Genomic DNA, 20,612 nt, shown 5'->3' with positions numbered 1-20,612 from the left:
GCAGTGTCAAGAGGCATGGATACGGCAGTACAGGTGTCGCGGAGGAAGTCTGACAAATGTCCTGAGCAGTGCAACGAAGAGAGCCCTCAGGCACTGCACCCGCAGGCGTCCACACGCAAGCCGCGGCCTGCGGCTGGGGTCTTGGTACGGAGATTGGTCCAGTTACTGGGGCAACCACACCTCGCAGCCTCTGCGCGGCGGCGGTCATCGTGCTGTCCCGAACTGCCGAGCCGTCGATGAGGGTCAGGCGCGGCTCGGCCGCACGAAGCGGGGCGGCCGGCAGCTCCGTGAGGAGTGCCGACCGCCCCGATTCAGAACCCGGTTCGGGGCGTCAGCGTCAGTCCTTGTCCGCCTTGGAGACCAACAGGTTGAGCTTGCTCGTGATGCCGCCCGTGGTCACCGAGATCGTCGTGGTGCCGGGCTTGAGCGCTGTCAGCGCCCCGGTCACCGGGTCGATCTTGGCGACCTTCTTGTTGGAGCTCGCCCAGACGTGGGACATCGGGTCGGCAACCGGCATCGTCGGCGGCTCGTTGATGTCGTTGCCGTTGGCGTTCACGGCGGTCGCCGTGAACTGCTTCGCCTGACCGGCCACCATGGTGTCGGTGCGCGCAGCGGCCGCGTCGGAGCCGGCGGTGCCCTGGTCGATGGTCATCGACTTGAGCATGGCCTGGACCGAGTACTGGACCGTCCCGTCCTGGTTGACGTGGAACAGCGCGAAGTGGAAGAGGCCTCCCTTGTCGGCGGCCACGTACGGCCGCGTGCCGATGTCGGCGATCGTGAACTGCGGGATGCCGAGCTTCGCGTCCGCCGGGTTGCCCAGCGGGTCGATGAGCTGGTCGGCGAAGCCGCGCGAGTGGCCGTACATCAGGACCACGCGCTGGTGCGGGTGCGACAGCCGGTAGTCCTGGATCAGCTGGAGGTACTGCTGCGCCTCCCAGCGGTTCGAGAACTGGTTCGACTTGTTCGGCGCGTGGTCGTAGGCGGGCATGTGCACACCGACGAACACCACCGGGGTGGTCGCCTTCTCCAGTTGCTGCGCCAGCCACGGGTACTGCGGCTCCGCGGGCTGCTGGAACTTGTCGGAGACCGCGATCGAGCCGCTGGAGTTGTCCAGGCCGATGAACGTCGCCTGGCCCTGCTTGAACGCGAAGTGCGTGTTCTGCTGGAAGACGTCGTAGAAGTTGGTGTTCTGCGGGATGGTGCCCTGGCTCACCTCGTGGTTGCCGACCACGTCGTACAACGGCAGGCCGAACCGCTCCCACTGGGCCTTCGCGTAGGAGAGGTCGTCCTTGTTGCCGGTGTCGGCGATGTCACCGAGGCTCAGCGCGACGTCCGGACGGGCCTGCACCGGCAGCGGTGCGACGGTCTGACCGGACGCTGTCTGGAACGACTTGCCGGTCGTACGGTCGACCATGCCGGCGATGTTCTTGACGCTCGTCGAGGCGGGGTTGGCCGCCACCAGGTGGCCGTCGTCGCCGATGATGAACGTCTGCCCGCCGGGCCGGAAGTCGGCCGGATCCTGGGTGTACTGCAGCCAGGACGGGTTGTTCGGGTTGATCGCCTGGTAGGGCGTCGCCTGCGTCGGCGTGCCGACCGAGTACTGGAGCTTCATCCCCGCGAAGGTGAACTTGCCGACGTTGGCGCCGGTCGCGTTCTGTCCCACCAGGCTGATGTCCTGGATGGTCAGCGGATAGGACGTGAAGACACCCCAGACCAGCTTCGCGCTTCGTTCGTTCCACCGGTTGTAGTCGCTCGGGGCCAGCTCGAGCCAGAGCCCCATCAGGTGCCCTTCGGGGTCCGAGACGTTGAGGACCATCCACGACTTCTGCGGGGCGGCGCTTTCGACCTTGAACTGGAAGCGCAGGCTCTGCGGCACCTGACCGAGCTCGTTCTTGTCGGCCTTGACACCGGCGCCGTTGTTCGGCACCACCCGCACCCGGTGCTGCTTGGTGTCGTTCGGGAACGAGTACTCAACCTGCAGCGCCCGCGCCTGGCCGGATCCCGGCGGCACGTCGGTGGTCTCGGCGAAGTGGTCGGCGGGCACCGTGACGGCGCCACCGTCCGCGCGCATCTGCCACTCCGCGGCGTTGTCGGCCGTGAGCAGTGGCTTGATGACCGAGCCGATGCTCAGCACCGCGGTCGCCGTGCCGCCGCCGGCGGCGGCGGTGAGGCGGACCTCGCCCCTGCCCGTGGAGGCGGCGGTGAACACCCCGGTGGCCGGGTCGATCTTGCCCAGGTCGCTACGGTCGAGCGTCCAGGTAACCGACTCCGGCGCGACGGTGACCGCCGCGGACTTGCCGTTCGTACCCTGCGCCGTGAACTTCTGCGAGGCGTTGTTGGCGAGGCCCTGCTGCGCGGGGGAGAGGCTCAGCTGGTCGAACGCCGCCGCCACCGTCAGCTTCACGTGGGCGGTCTTGCGACCCGCACGCACGGTCAACGTGCCGGAACCGGCCGAGCCGGCCTTGAAGACGCCGTTCGTCCAGGTGCCCAGGCTGCTGGGCGCGGCCGTGACGAAGACCGGGTCGCTCGTGGGGTTCGCGGCGCGGTCCGTCGCGAACGCCTTCACCTTCGAGACGACGCCCTCGGCCGTCGACAGCGCGGCACCACCGTTGATGAAAGCTTTCTTCGCCGGTCCGGCCGTGGTCGAGGCCGAGTACACGAACAGGCCGTTGGCGACCGGCCGCTCGGAGAGGTCGGAGGGCGTGTTGGTCAGCGTGGCCTGCGTGTCGCCCGGCTGGCGCACCGCCATGGCGGTCGACCCGCCGCCGTCGAGCAGGACCGCGTCCCGTACACCGAGCGACTGCATGTAGGAGGCCACCTGCTGCCATCCCACACCGAGCGCGACGTTGGCCGCCTTCTGGCCGTCGAGCGTCGCCATGACCAGGTGCCCGTCGGCGGTGCTGCCGATCACCGACTCGGGGTGCAGGCCGCTGGGCATCTGGTTGACCGGGTCCTGGAAAACCGCGCCGTCCTTGAGGATGCGACCCGGGCCCTGGATCATCTCCTGGATGTCGTTGTTCGGGCTGATCCGGTGCGTCGTGGTCACGACCGAGCCGACCTTGACGTTCTGCTGGATCCACTGACCACTCGCGCTGGCCGCGTCCCCACCGACCAGGCCGTACTGCCGGCCCGAGATCGAGTCACCGGTGGTCACGCTCGTGATCCGGATCGTCGCACCCTTGTCGTCGGAGGTGCCCACCGCGACGACCTTGGTGCCGCCGAACCAGGTCTTCGCCACGTCGCCCAGCCGTGGCGTGACCTGCGTGATGCCGTCGCCGGTCGCGTCGGCCAACTTGTTCACCGAGCTGAGTGGACGGCTTGCGCCGCCGTCAACGGCGACGGAACCACTGAAGACCTGGTTCCCGTACGCGACGGAGCCGTTCCGCAGCACCGAGATCGTGCCCTCGTGGTTCGACGTCGGGCTCTTCCAGATCTCACCGCCGACGATCTCGCCGTCGTTCGCCTGACCGGACGCGTTGATCTGGAAATATCCGCCGTTGATCCCGGCCACCGCTCCGGTACGAACCGCCATCGACGAGGTCGTCTCGTCCTGCGGGTCGACCACGGCGTCGTGCGAGACCGCCACGCCGAGTCGCACGTTCGAGTTCCGGGTGTCCGTGGACACGACGTTGATCGGCACCCGGCCGTCGATGGAGTCGACCGCGCCGCCCGAGTAGGTGACGCCGTTCGTCACCGTCACCGGCTTGCTCATCGTGTGCTGCGTGATCGTCGACCAGGAGTCGAGCTGCTGGGGGAGCCACGAGGTGTTGCCGGTGGCGGAGGCGAACGAGACGGCCGGCGTGGACGTGCCTGTCAGAGTGAGTGCGAGTGCAGCGACGCCTGTCGCCAACATCCCGCGACGTCTCACGGAATGACCCCGCGAGACGTCACGTTGTCTTGTCAAAGTAAACATGATCGGCAGTGAACGGTCAGGTACTGAATGCGGCGACTCATCAGGATGAGGAAAGATCATCTGTTGAATGAACGTCGGACCACGCTCATGGTCCGCCGTCCTTCCCGGTTCCGTGGCGGTGCTGATGCTGCTCGTCCTGGTCGAGTACCTCACCTCACTGCCAGACCGGCCCGAGGCTCCGGCCCTGCTACCGCTGCCGGACAAGCCCTTCGTGCTGGCCCCATGATTCACCGCCACAGTGGGGCCGGACATCCACGTCAAGGTCGGCCGCACGCTCAACTCGGTGCCCTGGAAGCTGATCGGCCGCCGCGTCGACGTCCGTTCCACCGCGACCATGGTCCAGGTCTTCCACGAGGGACAGTTGGTCGAGGTTCACGCGGTCTCGTCGGCGGGGTCGGCTGAGTGGAGTGTGTGTGGTGTTGTGTGGATGGCGTTGGTGTTGGTGAAGTTGGACGTGTCCCCTGCGTTGGTCTTGGCCTTGCTGGGGTGCTGGGGTGCTGGGTGGGCCGGTGGCCTCGGCAAATGAGCCCCTGGGCCGCCGCCTCGATCGCGGCGAGTTGCGCGATCCCGTGGGAGTGCACCCCGGCCGGCACGTTCAACACCGCGTCCGCGACGTGCAGATCAGCGACCCCGGTGCCACGGTAGGCAATCCTGGTGGTGGTGACCTTCCCGAACACCGTGGCCTGGACACGCGCGCGGCCGCGCTCGACCCTCGTGTGCTCCACGCCGCTGGCGTCCACCACCTCGGCCACCCGGGCTTCGGTCAGCGCCCGCGGGTTCACATGGTCCTGGACCAACGACCGGGTCACCTCCCGCATCCGAGAGCCGAGCAGGTCCTCCAGTTGCGAGTGGGTCAACTGTGCGGTGTCCGGACCGGACAGATCGGTGGTCACCTGCTCGAACTACCCCCGTGAGGCGGCGGACGCGTCTTCGGCCACCGTCAGAACCGCCGCCCCCATCCGGGACCGGATCCGGCCGGCCCGGCCGGCCGGCCGCCAGCACGTCGGTCATCGTCTCCGCGTGATCTGCAACCGGGACAGGTCGGTCTCCACCAGCGTCAACGCCTAGGAGCACCCTGCCGCGCTGAGCCGGCGCGGGAGTCGGCGGGCGCGGTGCTGGACTCACTCGGGCTGCGGGCCTGCACCCGGACAGTGGCTGCTTCGAGGGCCATTAACGCCCTGTTCGCGGTCTGTTAACGCCTTGACGGCGACAGTGAGCCGCGTTCCTACAGAGCTGGAGGCATAACCATGAGAACCGGTGCGGACTACCTGGAATCTCTGCGTGACGGACGTAACGTCTTCATCGACGGTGAGCGCATCGACGATGTGGCAAAGCATCCTCTGACCCGTGGCTACGCCGAGCAGGCCGCGCGCTTCTACGACATGCATCACGCGCCCGAGAACCAGGACTCCCTGACCTTCGTCGACGACGACGGTACGCGACGCCCCATCGGCTGGTTGTATCCGCGAGACCAGCATGACCTCGAGCGACGGCGCGACTACGCCAACGAGGTGATCCGCAGCTTCGGCGGCGGCGCGTTCGGCCGCCTCCCCCACAGCAACAGCGGCAACTGGTACGCCTTCGTGGACGACCCCGCCCCTTGGGCCGACCTGTCCAAGGACACGCCCGCGCACGCCGACCTCGCCCGCAACATCGTCGTGGACTTCGAGGCCAACCGCGACGCGGACCTCTGGACGGTTCCCCTGCTCAACGACGTGCAGCGGGACCGCTCGGACCCCGAGGTGGCCGCACGCAACCCGATGCTCCGCGTCAAGGAGCGCAATGACGAAGGCGTCGTGGTCGAAGGCTGGAAGGGGGTCTCCACCTCGATCATATTCGCCGACACGATCCTGCTCGGCAACATCGTGAAGCCCGGGACGGAGCCGGAGCACATCGTCTGGGCGAGCGTCCCGGTGAACCACCCGAAAATCACGCATGTGGGACGTCGTTCCAACGCCACACCCCCCGAGTCCGGCTTCGATCGGCCTCTGTCAAGCCTCGGCGACGAGCTCGACTCCATGGTGTACTTCGATGACGTCCTCATCCCGTGGGAGCACATCTACCACCTGGGCGATGTCAATCACTCCAGGCTGTACGCGCAGCGCACGTTCGATTTCGAGCACGCCGACACGCTGCACCACATGATCGTCAGCGCGGAGCTCATGACCGGACTGGCGGTGCTCATCTCGCAGTCGACCGGAACGTCTCAACACCCGGTCGTGGGATCCGATCTCGCCGACCTCGTCCGCTTCCACGAGACGCTGCGCGCCTTCAGCATCGCTTCGGAGGCGACCGCGTTCGTGACGCCGAGGGGGCTGTGCAAGCCGAACAACGTCTTCTACGACTTCGGCCGCGCGCACTACCTCGAGAACGTGGGCCGGCTGTCGGAGAAGATCGTCGAGATGTGTGGCCGCGCGGCGGTGTTGTCGCCGAGCGCGAAGGACTTCGAGCTCCCCGGGATCGGCACCAAGCTTCTGGAGATGTTCCACGGTACGACGATGAGCGCGCACGACAAGGTGCGGCTCTTCAAGTTCGTCCAGGACCGGTTCCTCAGCGACTGGGCCGGACGCTTCAGGTCGTTCGAGAGGTTCCAGGGCACGCCGCTGTTCCTCATCAAGCTGCTGACGATGCAGCGCATCTCGACCGACCCCGGCGGCTCGATCACCGAACTGGCCCGTGAGGCGATCGGTCTCGGTACCGCCGACGAGATGAACGCACGCGCCGTCGCCGAGCGGAAGGAGCTGTTCGGCTCGGTGACTCCCGTCGCCACCAAGGCCTCGCTCGCTCAGGCCGCGTCAGGCAACCAGGGCTTCTCGCTGGAAGACAACGATCAGCCCGACTACATCAAGACCCAGGACGCGTGACCGCCACCGATGCGCTCGGCCCGCAGGTTCCCGCGGGCCGAGCACATCGGCAGGGCGCTTCGCCCGCCGGCGATGCAGCGGACCGGTCATGAACGCGGTCCCGATGCCTTCAAGAGGCATCGTCACGCTGTCGGGAGTGTGAGCGCCTGACGACGTGCAAGGGTGGTGTCGGCCGCCTGAGGCGTCGTCCTACCGCGGTGAGCGGACCGAACGCGGTGGCCGACGCCGTGGAAGCGCCGTGCAAGCGCCGTGCAAGCGAGGCCCGGATTCGCTCGCCTTCCTGATGGCCGGTGAGGAGTCTGGGCGGCCGGAGCCTGTCTGAGGCCGGTCGACCAGGCCGTGGCTCGGATCGGCCGGGCGTTGCCGGGCCGCGACCTCGCCCGCGCGGTCTACATCCTGCTGCGTCACATCTTCGTGCTCGAGCCCGCAGGGCCGACTCCCGGCCCGCAGCGCATCTGAACGGCCCCTCGTCCTCGCCGGGACTCCCGGCACACGTCGCCCCCGGGCAGCGCGTGATCCGTACGGTCCGACCCGCGCGGGACGTCCGGTGCACGCCGTGGAGAGGTCTTTCGCCGGCGCGAGCCAGACCACACCCCTCTTGGAGGTTCCCCATGACTGAAACCCTCGACACGGCCGTCGCGTTCCGGGCCGCCATGAGCCGTCTCGCCACCGGCGTCAGCGTCATCACGACCCGTACCGGAGGCACACCCATCGGCATGACGGCCAGCGCGGTCTCCGCCTTGTCGCTGGACCCGCTCCAGCTGATCGTGTGCATCGGCAACCACCTCTTCACCCGCACCGCGATCGCCGACCACGGACGCTTCGCCGTCAACGTCCTGGGCGAGGACAGCGAGCACCTGGCCCGCGTCTTCGCCGCGTCCGTGCCCGACCGGTTCGCCGGCGTGGCCATCGACGAGGAGCACGGTGTCCCGGTTCTCAGGGACGCCATCGCCACGGTGGTCTGCGACGTCTCCCGGGCCCTGCCCGGCGGCGACCACACCATCTTCGTGGGCGACGCACGGCATTTCGCACACAAGGCGGAAGGTCGTCCGCTCGTCCACTTCGCGGGCGGATTCGGCGCCATGTGCTAGGGACTGGGCTGTGTGCATCTCGAAGTCGCAGGTCAATGCCCTGGTGCCTTGTAGGGGCCGGCTGGTCGGCTGCGCATGTCCGTGGCGGAGATCGTCTGGCAAGCCCCCAGGGGGATGTCCGACTGGCCTGCGTGGCTGTCCGGTCTGCTCCTGCGATCCGTAAGTACATCGGCCCGTTGCGGTGATCGGCAGCGTGCTGGGGACGCTGGAGAGGATCACGGCCGTCCGGGCCTGGGTGGACACCCTGACCGAGCAGCCGGCACAGCAGGCCGCCGGCCGACGTCGTGGCCGCTGCGCGCCCGGGAAGGGCACAGGCGACCGATCGGGCGGTGCTGCTGGTCCCGCTCCGTGCGGATGCGGGCGGCGGGGATGTGCTGCCGGACGAGTACCGGAAGACGCCGGCCCTCGTGTGCACCGAGCCGAGGACCCGATTCAGGTCAAGGACGTCGGCACGGAGCTGAACCTGGACGTCGCGGTGCGCGGCAGTCTGAAGCAGATCGGCTCACGGTTACGGGCCAGGTGCCATGTGACACCGAGGCGTTGCCGGCGGCGGCGCAGTCCGTCGGCAAAAACCCCTCCGAATGTGAGGCATCCATGCGGCCCTGTCTCGTAGGAGACCTCTTGCGCGTCACCGCGACCAGGGGACCTGGTGTGGGTCAGCGCCGACGGCACCCATGGGTTCATGAACGAACGTGACGAGCCACCCCGTCGGGTCGAGGTCGGTCGCCGATTCCCCCGACTCGCGAAGCGCTCTTCGCGGACGACCGGCGTACACTCCACGCGGAGTACCGAGAACCGCGGAGGTTGGGCGATGTGGGCACGCATGGCCTGGGGTGTTGGGAGAGGAGTCCACTCAGCCGGACATCCTCGAAGCTGCTCCGATGGCTGAAGCCGAGCCCGGTCGATCGAGCGGGCCGACGGCGGCAGGTCGTCACCACCGCACGATCATCAGACGGAAACTCGCGATCCCCGAGCCTGCCAAAGAGGTGGTCCACCGCGAGAGGCTCAGCCAACGCCTGCATGAGCTCCTCGACCGTCACGCGGTGGTGAAAGTCTCTGCGACCGCCGGTGCCGGCAAGACAACCGCGGTGGTTGTGGCTGTTGGCGAACTCGACAGGCCTGTTGCCTGGGTGTCGCTCGACGGGACGGAGCAGGCGGCGGGGCGTCTCCTCGTTTATATCGAGGCGGCTGTCGGGAACATGGTCCCCAGTGCGGCGGATGTCGCCTCGGATGCTCTGAGCAGCAGCCTTCAGTTCGGTGAGGCAGCTGGACTGCTTGCCGAAAGCCTGCAGGGCAGTCGGCTCATTGTGGTCTGCGACAACGTGGAGCGCATCGCTTCCGACGAGAACTGCACCGAGGTGCTGTCCTCCTTCGCCCGCTACTTGCCGTCCGACGCCAACCTCGTACTGATCTCGCGCGTCGACGTCCAGCTCGACTTGGGCTCGACCAGTGAGCGGGACCGGGTCGGTGACTTGGTCGAGACCGACCTTGCCTTCGACGTCCAGGAGGCGAGCGCGGCACTTCGATCAGTCGGTGACGTCGACGTGGATCCCGCGCAGGCGGTAGCCGCGACGGGAGGATGGGTGACAGGCGTCCTGTTCAAGGGGTGGCGCCACGCCCGGTCCCGCGAGATGGATCCCGACTCACTCCACACCTACGTCGCCGCGAACATATTCGACTCGCTTTCCCTGGATGAGCGCACGTTCCTGCTGCATACGAGCCCGTTGGACGAGATAGGGGTCGCCGGAGCACGGGCACTGGGCCAGGAGAACGCAGCGCACATCATGGCCGACCTCCGGGGCCGATACCTTCCGGTGACCTGGTCCGCCGATGGTTCGCGCATGACGCCCCACCCGGTGTTCCGCGACTTCCTGCAGGTGGTCTTCGAACGGGAGGACGCCAGGACGATCGGCGAGGTGCGTCGCAGGCACGCGGAACTCCTGATCGCCAACGGCGCGCGCGAGGAAGCCGTCGATGAGCTGCTTCGGGTCGGCGACGTGGAGGCGGCAGGGCGGTTGGCCGCCGTCGCCCTCCCCAGTCTGGTTGCGCGGATGGACTTCGCCCTGGCGGCACGTTGGCTCGACGCACTGGGTACGTCGGTCAGGACCCCGACTTCGGTGATCGGATCCGTCGTACTGCGCGTTGCCTTCGCACTGGAGCAATGGGGGCGCGGAGTCGAGTTCATCGATCGGCACGGCTACGACTGGCTTCCGGAGCCGGGGTCTCCCGGATCAGAGGAGGCCCGTGTCCTGGCTTGCTGGTCCCTTTGGCACTCCGGACGGATCGACGAGGCCCGATCCGTCGGCAACCAACTGCCACCTGGCCGGAACCGGTGTATCACCGACTCGTTGATCGCGGGCGCGACCGGCGAGGAACCGCCACCCTTCCCGGAATACTCGACGATGCCCTCCGGCCCGCTCGACGGTCTGCTGATGCGCCTGGCTTTCGTCCGCGGTCGCCTTGACGGACTCGACGCCCCGGGCTCGTTCGACCCGTGGCGCACGATCCTCGGGGGACCCTGGGTCGTTGCCGCGTTGCGCGCCACGGGGCGCCTGGACGCCGCGATGGCCATGTACGAGCCTCGTCGCGGTTCGTCGCAGCCGGTTTGGCTGCATGGCGTCGACGCCGTCGATCTCATGCTGGACCTCGGCCGCGGAGAAGAGGCCTGGACCTTGCTCAAGCAGGGGCGGGACCTCATCGCGTCAACAGGCTCGAAGGTGTACTGGAACATGAGCCTTCTCGCTGAGGCCAAGCTGTGGCTTCGCCTCGAAGGCGACAGGCAACGTGCCGACAGCGTCCTGGCGGCGGCGGCTGCCCACGGCGCCTCGGACTATGCCCTCACCCGTGAGACGTGGCAGCTTTGGACGGGCCTTTCCATGCTGCTGCAAGGCCGGGATGCTGAGGCGCAGGAGCATCTCTCGGCATGCCTGCTGAGTATGCAGAGGGGAGACCGCCAGCTCGATCTCCCGACGGCCGCGGTGTACCTGGCCGAGGCGCAATGGCGGCTCGGTCTCGAGGACGAGTCCGACGCCACGGCGGAGCTCGCCATGGCCTCCGCCTCGGCCCACGGGACTCAGCACTTGCTGCTGACCGCGTTGGCGGACATGCCATCGGTTGCGTCCAGGGCGGCGGACACCAAGTCCGGTCGCATGTCGCGCTGTCACGAGACCCTCGCCGTGCTCTCGCGCCGGCACCCCGTGCGCGTGGAGGTGAGCGTGCCACGTCTCGTCCTCGAGGAGTTCGGAGAGCCGACCCTCACGGTCGACGGGAATGTGGTCCAGCCCCGCCTGACGAAGAGTGTGGAGCTGCTCAGCTATCTGCTCGGAAGCCCTGACCGGAGGGCCACACGCGGTGAGCTTCTCGGCGCGCTCTTCGGCGGCCGCAACGATGCTGCCGGCCGGAGCTACCTGCGACAGGCCCTCTTTCGGCTTCGCCGGGCGCTTCCCGCCGACCTTGGGCCGTCGCAGGACGGGGATGTCTTCAGTTTGGCCGGCCCGGAACTGGCGATGGGTTCGGCCCAGCGAGTAGTCGACATCGTCGCGCAAGCCGGAAGGCAAGACGGAGAGGTGCGGCTTCGGACGCTGTTGCACGCCCTCAGCCGTGCGGAGAGGGGCGTCTTTCTGGCGACCGGGTCGGACACATGGGTCGTGGAGCGTCGTGCGGTGCTGACCGAGGTCCTGTCGTCGGCCAGAGTCGACGCAGCCAAGTTGGCCTATCGGTTGAACCGTTTTCGTGAGGCGAAGGGTCTGGTCGACCACGTGCTCCGCGACGATCCCTACCGGGAGCAGGCCTGGCAGCTCGCGATCCGGCTCGAGTATGCCAGCGGCAGCGATGACGCGGTGTTGTCGCTCTTTCAGCGGTACGTCGCACGGATGAGGGAGCTCGGTGTCGCGCCGTCCGACGAGGTTCGACGGCTTGTCACCCAACTGCGCTGATGGCGGCCTGCGCAGATAGGCGCGGCGGGCTACCTCGGTAGTCGAGCGGGCAAAGGGCCTGCTGATCACGGAGTGACGACGCTCGGTGATCATCGGGCTGTGCCCGCCCTGTCGCCACGGCTGACCGAAGCTGCTCCTGCCAGGTACCCGGCCCAGGAACCTTCTTCTGGCCCACCCGGCGGCCGGCGGCCACAGTGCGAGAATCCCGATGACCGGCCTTGCCGCCTTCGCGCGCCATCTGCTTCCGCACCATGGTCCGTATTTCGACGATGGAGCAGGGCGGATCGGCACTCCCGTTCGCCGGCCGAACTCGCCATGCTCCGCCGCAAGACTCCCTAACGGCGTTGTTAACGGCGTCTCTCGACGCGATTAACGCCCCACTAACAGCCCCTGGCTACACTCAAAGAAATTAATCGGCAGAGTGAGTGCCCGGTTCACGGTGAGATGCGATTTCGCCGAATTCGAATTGCGCGGTTCGAAGCATCAGTCGATTGTGAAGCTGATTTCCCATCTGCTAACGCGTCGAGGGGTAGGTTCGCAAACGGGTTCGCAGCAATATTCCCAGTGACGTTCTGTCGAGTGGAATGTGAATGACGACCCGACAGGAACAGTCCATACGCGATGGTACTTGGTGAAGAAGGTGGCATCTGATGCGAACTGGCGATCAGTACTTGGAGTCTCTCAGGGACGGGCGCGTTCTCTGGGTCGGAGGTGATCGGATCGATGACATCACGACACACCCGAAGACCAGGGCAGCGGCCAAGAGTTTCGCGAAGTTCTACGACCTGCATCACGAGCCCGAGACGCAGGACCTGATGACCTTCGTCGACGACGACGGAGTGCGTCGTTCGATGATGTGGTTCCATCACGGGGACGCCGCGGGGTTGCGGCGCAAGCGTGTGTATCTGGAGACCGTGGTCCGGGAGCTCGACGGCGGATCGATCGGGCGGACTCCGTGCGCGAACAACTACGGCCTGGTCACCTACGAAGAGGACCCGCAGCCGTGGAGCGACCAGTCCGTGGGTACCGGCGGGCGTGACCTGACCGTGGGCATACGCAAGTTCCTGGAGCTGGTGAAGGAGGGCGACCTCAACTGCGCCTTCGCCTTCATCGACCCTCAGATCGACCGGTCCAGGCAGCACGCGGCCAAGACCGCGCTGCGTGTCGTGGAGACGCGCGACGACGGCATCGTGGTCAACGGTGTCAAGGCCGTGGTCACCGGTGCGCCGTTCGCCGACTACCTGCACATCGGCGTCTTCTACCGCCCGGGAATCGAGAGCGAGCAGGTCATCTACGGCGCTGTTCCGGTGAACGCGCCGGGCGTCACGATAACCTCCCGTGAGGCGACGGGACGTAACGACCCCGAAAACCACCCGATTTCTTCGGCCGGTGACGAGCTCGAATGCACCGTCATCTTCGACAACGTGTTCATGCCGTGGGATCACGTATTCCACATCGGAAGCCCCGAGCACGCTTCGCTGTACCCGCAGCGCATCTTCGACTGGACGCACTACGAGGCGCTCATCCGGCAGATGGTCCGGGCCGAACTCATGGTCGGTCTCGCGATGCTCATGACCGAGCACCTCGGCACCTTCAAGATTCCGCCGGTCCAGGCGCGCGTGGCGCGTCTCGTCGAGTTCTACCAGACGATGCGGGCCCACGTGATCGCGTCCGAGACGGAAGGGTTCATCTCGCCTTCGGGGCTCTACAAGCCGAACGTCGTGCTCTTCGACTTCGGCCGGTCGTACTACCTGGAAAAGTACGCGGACATGAGGAACGAGGTGATCGACCTCGCCGGCCGTGCCTCGCTCCTGTTCCCGACCGAGGATCAGTGGAACAACCCCGAGCTTCACGACTGGCTGGCACCGCTGCAGGAAGGTGCGGTCGGCGAGCCCTACGACCGCCTGCGCATCTCGCGTGTCATCCGTGACCTGTTCCTCTCCGACTTCGGGGACAGGGTGAGCACCTTCGAGCAGTTCAACGGGACCCCGTTGCTCGGCACTCGGATGCGCACGATGACCCGCTCGGAGCTGTCACCCTCCGGGCCGATCACGCAGCTTGCCCGGAAGGTCTGCGGCCTTCCGGAGCCCGAGGCCCCCGAGGTGACGGCTTACACCGAGCAGGCCGAGTACGCCCGACGCCTTGACGGCGCGCGGCTCGAGGGCTCACGGGTCAGCTGAGCCGACGACGGCGCGGGTGCGGTTCGTGGCCGTTGAGGGCCGCGAACCGCCCGCCCGCACCGTTGCCCTGGGCAGAGGCCCGATGAGGATCAGCAACAACCAGCGAGGGATGCCTGCCCTGGCATCCCTCGCGTGTAGACAGAGAGATTGAGATGGCCTATTACATCGCGCGTGCGGCGGACCGGAAGTTCGTCGATGTCGAGGGCGTGCCGGGACTTCGGCAGGCGCTGCTGGTCGGACACGAACAGGGTGCTGATCACCTGGAAGTGAGCCTCTACGAGCTGGCCCCCGGGGCGACGACGGGCTGGGCCCGCTGCCCGTTCGAGGAGTCGTGGTTCATCACCGGCGGATCCGGCGAAGCCGCCTTCGCCGGGCTGCGCTACGACCTCGGTTCCGGCGACTACGGTGTGGCGCCTGTCGGCGTCGCCCACTCGCTGACCGCCGGCGACGAGGGACTGACATGGCTCGGGGTACGCGCGCCGAAGCCGCCGACGTACGACGGAGCCCGCAGCAGCATCGCCGCCAAGCCCGCTCCGGGTGAGAATCTCGGTCGACCCTCCGAGACGGACCCCCGGCATCGCTACGTCGGGCACTTCGAGGACTCGGACATGGCGCCGTACGCGCAGCTGTCGATGCCTGGCTACCACGGACCCAACGTCAAGAACATCAGCCTCAGGATGATGGTCGACCAGCTCGTGGGAGCACAGCATCACACCGTCTTCGTGTGCGAGATCGCGCCGAAGTCCGGCCCGGGCAAGGCGGCCAAGGTCCACTACCACCCGTTCGAGGAGATCTACTACTTCACCTCTGGCGGGATGCGGGGGACCCTCGACGGCAACGACGAGGTCATCCAGACAGGTGATCTGGTGTGGGCGGGCACCAACGGCACCCATGGCTTCGTCAACGAGCGGAACGAGCCGGCCCGCTGGATCGAAGTGCAGTCGCCGATTCCTCCGACGTCGGACGGGTTCTTCTTCCCGGACGACTGGAACAACGTCCCGCATGAGCACTGAGAAACACTGAGAAACATTGAGGAGCACCGAGGAGCACGGAGGCTCGACGATCGATGGGTGACTCCGATTCCGATCGACAGGGCGACTCGAAGACGCCAGGTCGGCAGCATCGCGCGATCATCAGACGGAAACTGGCCATGCCGGAGCCGGCGAAAGGCGTCGTCGTCCGGGACAGGCTCAGTCAACGGTTGAGAGGGCTGCTCGACCGCCACACTGTGGTGAATGTCTTCGCGACGGCCGGGGCCGGAAAGACCACGGCAGTGGCCCTGGCCGTCAGGGACCTCGACAGGCCCGTTGCCTGGCTGTCACTCGACGGGACGGAGCAGGCGGTGGGGCGCCTGCTCGTCTATCTCGAGGCGGCTGTCGAAGGCGTTGTCCCCAGCGCAGCCGATGTGGCGACCGATGCCCTGAGCAGCAGTCTTCACATCGGCGAGGCAGCCGGACTGCTGGCTGAAAGCCTCCAGGGGAGTCGGCTCATCCTCGTGTGCGACAACGTCGAACGAGTCGCCCCCGACGAGACCTGCATCGCCGTGCTGTCGTCCTTCGCCCGCTACCTGCCGACCGGCGTGAACCTCGTACTGATCTCGCGTGTCGATGTCCGCCTGGACCCGGGTTCGACGAGCGAACGTGACCGCGTGGGTGAGCTGGTCGAGAGCGAACTCGCCATCGACGCTCAGGAGGCCGGCGCGGCACTTCGGACTGTGGGCCATGTCGATGTGAATCCGGCTCAGGCGGTGGCGGCGACAGGGGGCTGGGTCACCGGCGTCCTGTTCGAGGGCTGGCGTCATGCGCGGTCCCACGAGCTGGATCCCGACGCGCTGCGGTCCTATGTCGCGGCGAACGTCTTCAACTCGCTCTCCCTGGCGGAGAGGACGTTCCTTCTTCACACCAGTCTGCTGGAGGAGGTATCGGTTGAGGGTGCCAGGGCCCTGGGACAGGAGAACGCGGCGGGGGTCATGGCGAACCTCCGAGCCCGGCACCTACCGGTGACGTGGTCCTCGGACGGCTCGCGCATGACGTCGCACCCGGTGTTTCGCGACTTTCTGCACGAGGCTCTGGGACGGGAGGATGCCAGGACGCTCGGCACGGTTCGTCGCAGGCACGCCGAGGTCCTGATCGCCCGCGGCGAGCACGAGGAAGCCGTCGACGAGTTGCTCCGGCTCGGTGACCTGGAGGCGGCCGGTCGGCTGGCTGCCCTGGCCCTCCCCAGTCTCGTCGCCCGGATGGACTTCGCGCCGGCGGCACGCTGGCTCGACGCACTGGGAGCGTCGGCCCGGACCCCGACACCGGAGATCGGATCTGTCATCCTGCGCGTCGCGTTCGCACTCGAGCAATGTGACCGCGGAGTGGAGCTCGTCGATCGCCACGGATACGACTGGCTTCCCAAGCCGGAGACCTCCGACTGCGAGGAGGCCCACGTCCTGGCCTGTTGGTGCCTTTGGCACCATGGGCGGGTCGAGGAGGCGCAGTCCGTTGCCGATCGGCTGCCACCGGGCCGGAACCGGCTCATCGCGCAGACGCTGATCGCGCTGGCCACCGGCGAGAAGCCGCCGCCTTTTCCCGAGTTCTCGACCACACCGTCCGGCCCCCTCGACGGTTTGCTGATGCGGCTCGCCTTCATGCGCGGACGCCTCGACGGACTCGACGACCCGCAGTCGTTCGATCCGTGGCGCACGATACTCGGCGGCCCTTGGGTCGTCGCCGCGCTGCGCGCCACCGGGCGACTCGATGCCGCGATGTCGATGTTCGAGCCTCGCCGTGGTACATCGCAGCCGGTCTGGTTGCATGCCGTCGACGCCGTCGATCTCATGCTCGACCTCGGCCGCGGAGAGGAAGCCCGCGCATCCATCGAGCGAGGCAGGGAGCTCATCGCATCCACCGGCTCGAGGGTGTACAAGAACATGAGCCTGCTCGTCGAAGCCAAGCTGTGGCTGCGCCTCAAGGGTGACACACAACGCGCCGACCGCGTGCTGGCGGAGGCGACTGCCAACGGAGCCTCGGAGTACACCCTCACGCGGGAGACGTGGCAGATGTGGTCGGGCCTGTCGATGCTTCTGCAGAACAGGGATCAGGAAGGGTACGAGCACCTCGCCGAATGCCTCCGGAGCATGCAGGAGGGAGACCGCAATCTCGAACTCCCGACAGCTGCCGTGTACCTGGCCGAGGCCCAATGGCGTCTCGGCCTCGAGGACGAGTCCGACGCCACCGCCGACCTTGCGATGGTCTCCGCCTCGACACACGGAACACAGCACCTGCTGCTGACGGCCCTGGCGGACGTGCCGTCCGTCGCGGCCAGAGCTGCGGACACCAAGGCCAGTCGCATGTCGCCCTGGCACGAGATCCTCGCCGTCCTCTCGGGCCAGCATTCCGTACGCGTGAACGTGAGTACGCCCCGTCTCGTGCTCGAGGAGTTCGGCGAGCCGATGCTCACAGTCGACGGGAACGTGGCGCAGCCTCGGCTGACGAAGAGCGTCGAGCTCCTCAGCTACCTGCTCGGGACACCCGACCGCAGGGCCACACGCGAAGAGCTCCTCGGGGCGCTCTTCGGTGGCCGCAATGACGCTGCCGGCCGCAGCTATCTGCGGCAGGCGCTCTACCGGCTTCGCGAGATACTGCCCGAGGGCCTGGGCCCGGCGCAGGACGGCGATCTCTTTCAACTGGTCGGCCCCGCGCTGGCCATGGGTTCGGCACAACGGGCGGTCGACCTCGTCGCCCAGGCCGGGAGACAGAACGGAGAGATTCGTCTCCAGACGCTGTCGCACGCCCTCAACATGGTCGAGAGGGGGCCCTACCTTGCGACGGTATCCGGTGAGTGGGTCGCCGAGCGTCGCGTGGTCCTGGCTGAGACGTTCTTGTCGGCCCGAGTCGACGCGGCCCAGCTCGCCTGTCGAATGAACCGTTATCGCGAGGCGAAGGGACTGGTCGACCACGTGCTTCGCGAGGATCCCTACCGCGAGCAGGCCTGGCGGCTCGCCATCAAGCTGGCGCATGCCAGCGGCAGCGATGACGCCGTGCTGGCGCTCTACCAACGGTACGTCGCGCGGATGCGGGAGCTCGGTGTGCCGCCGTCCGACGAGGTGCGCCGGCTCGTCACGCAGCTGCGCCGATAGACCTGGCCGGGCCGATTTCGCGTCGGTAAACACGTCGGCAGTCACACTCGAGCCACCTGATCACAGGAAACGCTCAAGCCATCTCGTTACAGGCAACGGAGGGCATCATGGGTACATCGACCGCGCAGGACCTCATCGCTACCTATCGAGGAGCGATGGCACGGTTCACGACCGGCGTCACGATCGTGACCACCGTGACTCCGGACGGACCAGCGGGGATGACGGCCAGCGCCGTCGCGTCCGTTTCGCTGGACCCGCTCATGCTGCTGGTGTGCGTCGGAAACACCCTGGCGACGAGGGACGCGATTTCCGGCTCCGGAGTGTTCGCCGTCAGCGTCCTTTCACAGGGGCAGGAGCACCACGCACTCCGGTTCGCGAGCCGATGTGACGACAAGTTCGCCGGCATGGGGCTGCGAACCGGCCACGACCTCGCCGTGGTCGACGGCGCGGTCGCCTACTTCGTCTGCGACGTGAAGGAAGAGGTCGCCGGGGGAGACCACACGATCTTCATCGGCGAGGTGGTCAGCTGCGGCTACTCCGCCGACTCGGAACCCCTTGTGTACTTCGGCGGGAAATTCGGCAGCCTCTGCGATCCCCATGCCCATGCGCAGCTCGCATTCGACTGGCACCTCGCCTCATCGATGTAGCGGACACCGTCCAGATTCCCGGACCGGCACCGCGCGTCGCCGCGGTGCGCCGGGTTCGGACGAGTACAACAACCCTTTGCGCAAGTCGCGCACATGTCCCCTGGAGATAAACGTGAACATATCCGTGCTGGGTCTCGGTCAGATGGGATCCGCCATTGCCGAACGACTCATCAGCGCGGGCCACGAGGTCAGTGTCTGGAACCGGTCGAAGGGCAGGGCGGACGCCCTGGTGGCCAAGGGCGCGACCGAGCTGGCTGCCCCCTCTGACGCGTGGTCCCGGTCAGAGGTCTGCATCACGATGGTCGCGGACTCCCAGGCCCTGGCCGATGTCGCCCTCGCGCGCGACGGGGGCCTTGCCCACGCCGCGGCCGGGCGGGGACGGACCCTCATCGACATGAGCACGGTCTCTGCCGAGATCTCCAGCGACGTGGCAGCCGCAGCTGAGGCAGGCGGCGTCCGGTACCTACGCGCTCCGGTGAGCGGGAACCCCGGTGTCGTGCGTGCCGGGAACCTCACGGTCATCGCTTCGGGTGAGGACGCCGTCTTCACCTCCGTGGAGAGTCTGCTGCGCGACATCGGTCCCCATGTGTTCTACGTCGGCGAGGGGGATGCCGCCCGCGTCATCAAGCTGGCCCTCAACCTCATGGTGGCCGGGACGGCCGAGCTCCTTGCCGAGTGCGTCGCGTTGGCCGAGGGCCACGGCGTGCGACGGGACAAGCTTCTGGAGGTCGTCGGTGCCTCGGCGGTCGCGTCACCGTTGGTGAAGTACAAGATCGGGCCCCTGCTGGCGGACGACTACACATCGACGTTCAGCGCACGGCTCATGCGCAAGGACCTGGACCTGGCCCTCGAGTCGGCCGCGGCCGGCGGAGTTCCGCTGCCGGTCACCGGCGTCGTGCAGCAACTGCTCCAGGCGTGCATCTCGACCGGCCTGGGTGACCTGGACTTCATGGCCCTCCTCGTCCGGCTCCAGCGTGAGGCCGGCCAGATTCCCGCCTGACGGTGCGGGTGGCTGCGGCACCCCGCCTCGAAGGCCACTGCCGATCCATTCGGGCTCCCGCCGGGTGGTGGGTGAGGGCGAGCCTGATGCCGGCCCGGCAGCCGTCGGTCGGCCGGCGTGATGCCGGATGTGCCGCCGGCCCGGCGGAGGGTCCGTTCGAGGCGTTCATCGTCCCTGGCGGCGGTGTGGCCGGACCCCGCCGTAACAGTGGCCAGGCCCCTCATACTGTGTTCAAGTCAACGCAGCACGAGGGCAGTTGTGGCCGATGGGCCAGTCGGGTGCGGAACGCCGGGGCCACCACCGGCCAGCCACGTCCGGCGGCTCCCGCTCGGCAGCAGCCGCCACCTGGTCACACGCGGCTTCCCGGCCACAGTACGTTGTCCGGGCCCTGAGGAGCCCCAGGCCCTGCGGGGCACCGGTTCACGGCAGGACAACGGCTGGCGTTACCTCCCGCCTCGCCTGACAGCTCTGTGGCCGCCGGCACGGAGAGGTCGGGGAGCCCGGCGAACACATCGGCCACCGCGTCGAACCAGGCCCATGGGCGACCATACTGTTCAGGAGCCGCTCGCCGCGCGGGGGAAGGGTCCGCCGGCCCGTAGAAAGATCGTCGGCGCCGCGGCGGTTGCACCACCGTCGGCGACGTACGAGATCGGGCGCTTCCTGACGGACAACCGCGCAGCGGCATTCGGCCCGCGGCTCATGAGCAGAGGCTCCTTCCGCTGCCGGTCTCGGCGTCGTGCGGCAGCTACTTCAGGCGTGTGTCCCGCCTGGATGGTGAGCTGGACTTCATGGCTTTCCTCGTCCGGACGCACTGTGAGTCCCGCCCCACAAATAAAATGACCCCCACACAACCCCCCGC

General features: G+C 67.5%; 10 protein-coding genes. 9 read left to right on the top strand and 1 reads right to left on the bottom strand.

Annotated elements, in window-relative coordinates; translation table 11 throughout:
• Positions 1 to 337: 337 nt before the first annotated feature.
• Positions 338 to 3,853, bottom strand: coding sequence for a phosphodiester glycosidase family protein (locus ABZV34_RS31265; protein WP_356284014.1), 3,516 nt, complete (start codon positions 3,851 to 3,853; stop codon positions 338 to 340).
• Positions 3,854 to 3,980: 127 nt separating this feature from the next.
• Between ABZV34_RS31265 and ABZV34_RS31260 the strand changes: the two genes are divergently transcribed.
• The 9 genes from ABZV34_RS31260 (at position 3,981) to ABZV34_RS31220 (ending at position 19,753) form a co-directional block, all read left to right on the top strand.
• Positions 3,981 to 4,139: a hypothetical protein gene (locus tag ABZV34_RS31260; protein WP_356284011.1), complete on the top strand. Its 159-nt coding sequence runs from the start codon at positions 3,981 to 3,983 to the stop codon at positions 4,137 to 4,139.
• A gap of 1,021 nt (positions 4,140 to 5,160) precedes the next feature.
• A complete protein-coding gene (locus ABZV34_RS31255; protein ID WP_356284008.1) occupies positions 5,161 to 6,777 on the top strand; it encodes a 4-hydroxyphenylacetate 3-hydroxylase N-terminal domain-containing protein in 1,617 nt (538 codons plus the stop codon).
• Between the two features lie 611 nt (positions 6,778 to 7,388).
• Entirely contained in the window at positions 7,389 to 7,868 is a 480-nt protein-coding gene (locus ABZV34_RS31250) for a flavin reductase family protein (protein ID WP_356284005.1), read from the top strand.
• Positions 7,869 to 8,749: 881 nt separating this feature from the next.
• Complete coding sequence (locus ABZV34_RS31245; protein ID WP_356284003.1) at positions 8,750 to 11,803, top strand: BTAD domain-containing putative transcriptional regulator; 3,054 nt, start codon at positions 8,750 to 8,752, stop codon at positions 11,801 to 11,803.
• Between the two features lie 650 nt (positions 11,804 to 12,453).
• On the top strand, positions 12,454 to 13,983 hold the full coding sequence (locus ABZV34_RS31240) for a 4-hydroxyphenylacetate 3-hydroxylase N-terminal domain-containing protein (RefSeq protein ID WP_356284000.1): 1,530 nt from the start codon (positions 12,454 to 12,456) through the stop codon (positions 13,981 to 13,983).
• 152 nt (positions 13,984 to 14,135) lie between these two features.
• Positions 14,136 to 14,996: a cupin domain-containing protein gene (locus ABZV34_RS31235; protein WP_356283997.1), complete on the top strand. Its 861-nt coding sequence runs from the start codon at positions 14,136 to 14,138 to the stop codon at positions 14,994 to 14,996.
• Positions 14,997 to 15,049: 53 nt separating this feature from the next.
• Complete coding sequence (locus tag ABZV34_RS31230) at positions 15,050 to 18,106, top strand: BTAD domain-containing putative transcriptional regulator (protein WP_356283994.1); 3,057 nt, start codon at positions 15,050 to 15,052, stop codon at positions 18,104 to 18,106.
• A gap of 107 nt (positions 18,107 to 18,213) precedes the next feature.
• Positions 18,214 to 18,753 carry a flavin reductase family protein gene (locus ABZV34_RS31225; RefSeq protein ID WP_356283991.1) on the top strand — a complete coding sequence of 180 codons (540 nt, stop codon included), beginning with the start codon at positions 18,214 to 18,216 and terminating at the stop codon, positions 18,751 to 18,753.
• Between the two features lie 112 nt (positions 18,754 to 18,865).
• Positions 18,866 to 19,753, top strand: coding sequence for an NAD(P)-dependent oxidoreductase (locus tag ABZV34_RS31220; RefSeq protein ID WP_356283988.1), 888 nt, complete (start codon positions 18,866 to 18,868; stop codon positions 19,751 to 19,753).
• Positions 19,754 to 20,612: the final 859 nt, after the last annotated feature.

This window comes from Streptomyces sp. NPDC005195, from assembly GCF_040608315.1.
Lineage (GTDB): Bacteria > Actinomycetota > Actinomycetes > Streptomycetales > Streptomycetaceae > Streptomyces > Streptomyces kaempferi.
This window is presented reverse-complemented; position numbering and strand designations above follow the sequence as displayed.

What these genes read in the sequence shown, in the direction of transcription:
- ABZV34_RS31240 (WP_356284000.1), top strand. Translation starts at nt 12,454, where the DNA reads ATGCGAACTGGCGATCAGTACTTGGAGTCTCTCAGGGACGGGCGCGTT.
- ABZV34_RS31255 (WP_356284008.1), top strand. Translation starts at nt 5,161, where the DNA reads ATGAGAACCGGTGCGGACTACCTGGAATCTCTGCGTGACGGACGTAAC.
- ABZV34_RS31260 (WP_356284011.1), top strand. Translation starts at nt 3,981, where the DNA reads ATGAACGTCGGACCACGCTCATGGTCCGCCGTCCTTCCCGGTTCCGTG.
- ABZV34_RS31265 (WP_356284014.1), bottom strand. Translation starts at nt 3,853, where the DNA reads ATGTTGGCGACAGGCGTCGCTGCACTCGCACTCACTCTGACAGGCACG.
- ABZV34_RS31225 (WP_356283991.1), top strand. Translation starts at nt 18,214, where the DNA reads ATGGGTACATCGACCGCGCAGGACCTCATCGCTACCTATCGAGGAGCG.
- ABZV34_RS31250 (WP_356284005.1), top strand. Translation starts at nt 7,389, where the DNA reads ATGACTGAAACCCTCGACACGGCCGTCGCGTTCCGGGCCGCCATGAGC.
- ABZV34_RS31245 (WP_356284003.1), top strand. Translation starts at nt 8,750, where the DNA reads ATGGCTGAAGCCGAGCCCGGTCGATCGAGCGGGCCGACGGCGGCAGGT.
- ABZV34_RS31235 (WP_356283997.1), top strand. Translation starts at nt 14,136, where the DNA reads ATGGCCTATTACATCGCGCGTGCGGCGGACCGGAAGTTCGTCGATGTC.
- ABZV34_RS31230 (WP_356283994.1), top strand. Translation starts at nt 15,050, where the DNA reads ATGGGTGACTCCGATTCCGATCGACAGGGCGACTCGAAGACGCCAGGT.